We start from the raw sequence: 1,365 nt of genomic DNA, 5'->3' as shown, positions 1-1,365 counted from the left end.
TGTGCAGCTTCGGCAGCAGCGGGCCGGCGTCGGTGACATAGCGGCGCACCGCCGAGTCCGTCCACCGCCCATCGCCGTAGCCGTGGAACCGCAGATGCAGGTAGACCAGCTGTGAGATGTCCTCGATCATCTGCTTGGAGTACTTGAGCGCGCGCAGCCGCTTGCGGGCCATCTTCGCGCCCACCACCTCGTGATGGTGGAAGCTCACCCCGCCGTCGGGTTCATGCCGACGGGTGGCGGGCTTGCCGATGTCGTGCAGCAGCGCCGCCCAGCGCAGCACCAAATCGGGGCCGTCGTCCTCCAAGTCGATCGCCTGACGCAGCACCGTCAGCGAATGCCAGTAGACGTCCTTGTGCTGATGGTGTTCATCGATGGCCATCCGCATCGCGCCCACCTCGGGCAGCACCACCTCGCCGAGCCCCGTCTGCACCATCAGGTCGATCCCCGCGACGGGATCCGAACCGAGCAACAGCTTGTCCAGTTCGGCGGCCACCCGCTCGGCGGTGATCCGGCCCAGCTGATCGGCCATCGCCTCCATTGCTGCGCGCACCCGCGGCGCGACCGTGAATCCCAACTGCGAAACGAACCGCGCCGCGCGCAACATCCGCAGCGGGTCATCGCCGAACGACGTCTCCGGCGCCGAAGGCGTGTCCAGCACGCCGGCCCGCAGTGCGCCCAAACCGCCTAGGGGATCATGGAATTCGCCCGGCCCGTCGCGCCCAATCCGCACCGCCATCGCGTTGACGGTGAAATCGCGGCGCACCAGATCGCCATCCAGACTGTCGCCGAACCGAACAGACGGATTGCGCGACACCTGATCGTAGGTATCGGCGCGAAACGTGGTGATCTCCATCCGATGCCCGGCCGCACCGACGCCGACGGTGCCGAATTCGATGCCGGTGTCCCACAGCGCCTCGGCCCACGGCCGCAGCATTTTCTGCATCTGCTCGGGCCGCGCGTCGGTGGTGAAATCCAGATCATTGCCGAGCCGGCCCAGCAGCGCGTCACGCACACTGCCCCCGACCAGATACAGCTCATGCCCCGCGTCAGCGAACACCGCGCCGAGCTCTCGCAACACATCGGCGTGCTGGTTCAGCGCCACCAGGGCACCGGCCAGCAGTTCGGCATCAGCAGCTGAATTGGGCACGTTCGGAAAGCCTAATGGTCACGGCTCGGCACCGACCGGCGAGTGTGGGCGGGGACGAAATCGCGTGGCAGCTACTATCGCTTGGGTGTCGGACGGCGAAAAGGCCAAACCACGACGGCGCCGGGGGCGGCGCCGCGGCCGACGCGCGGCGGGTCCGCCGCAAACCGCCGCCGATCACAACAACACCGCCGTCGCCCGGGAAGAGAAGAAGCCCGAAC

At 67.7% G+C, this 1,365-nt stretch carries 1 protein-coding gene; it reads right to left on the bottom strand.

Going from position 1 to position 1,365, the window contains the following annotated elements; genetic code table 11:
* Positions 1–1,147, bottom strand: a 1,147-nt coding sequence (locus CWS39_RS28195; protein WP_102146107.1) for a CCA tRNA nucleotidyltransferase, incomplete at its 3' end; no start/stop codon positions are given.
* Positions 1,148–1,365: the final 218 nt, after the last annotated feature.

It is taken from the genome of Mycobacterium hubeiense, assembly GCF_002838065.1.
Lineage (GTDB): Bacteria > Actinomycetota > Actinomycetes > Mycobacteriales > Mycobacteriaceae > Mycobacterium > Mycobacterium hubeiense.
The sequence above is the reverse complement of the archived record's forward strand: the minus strand, read 5'-3'. Positions and strand labels throughout refer to the sequence as shown.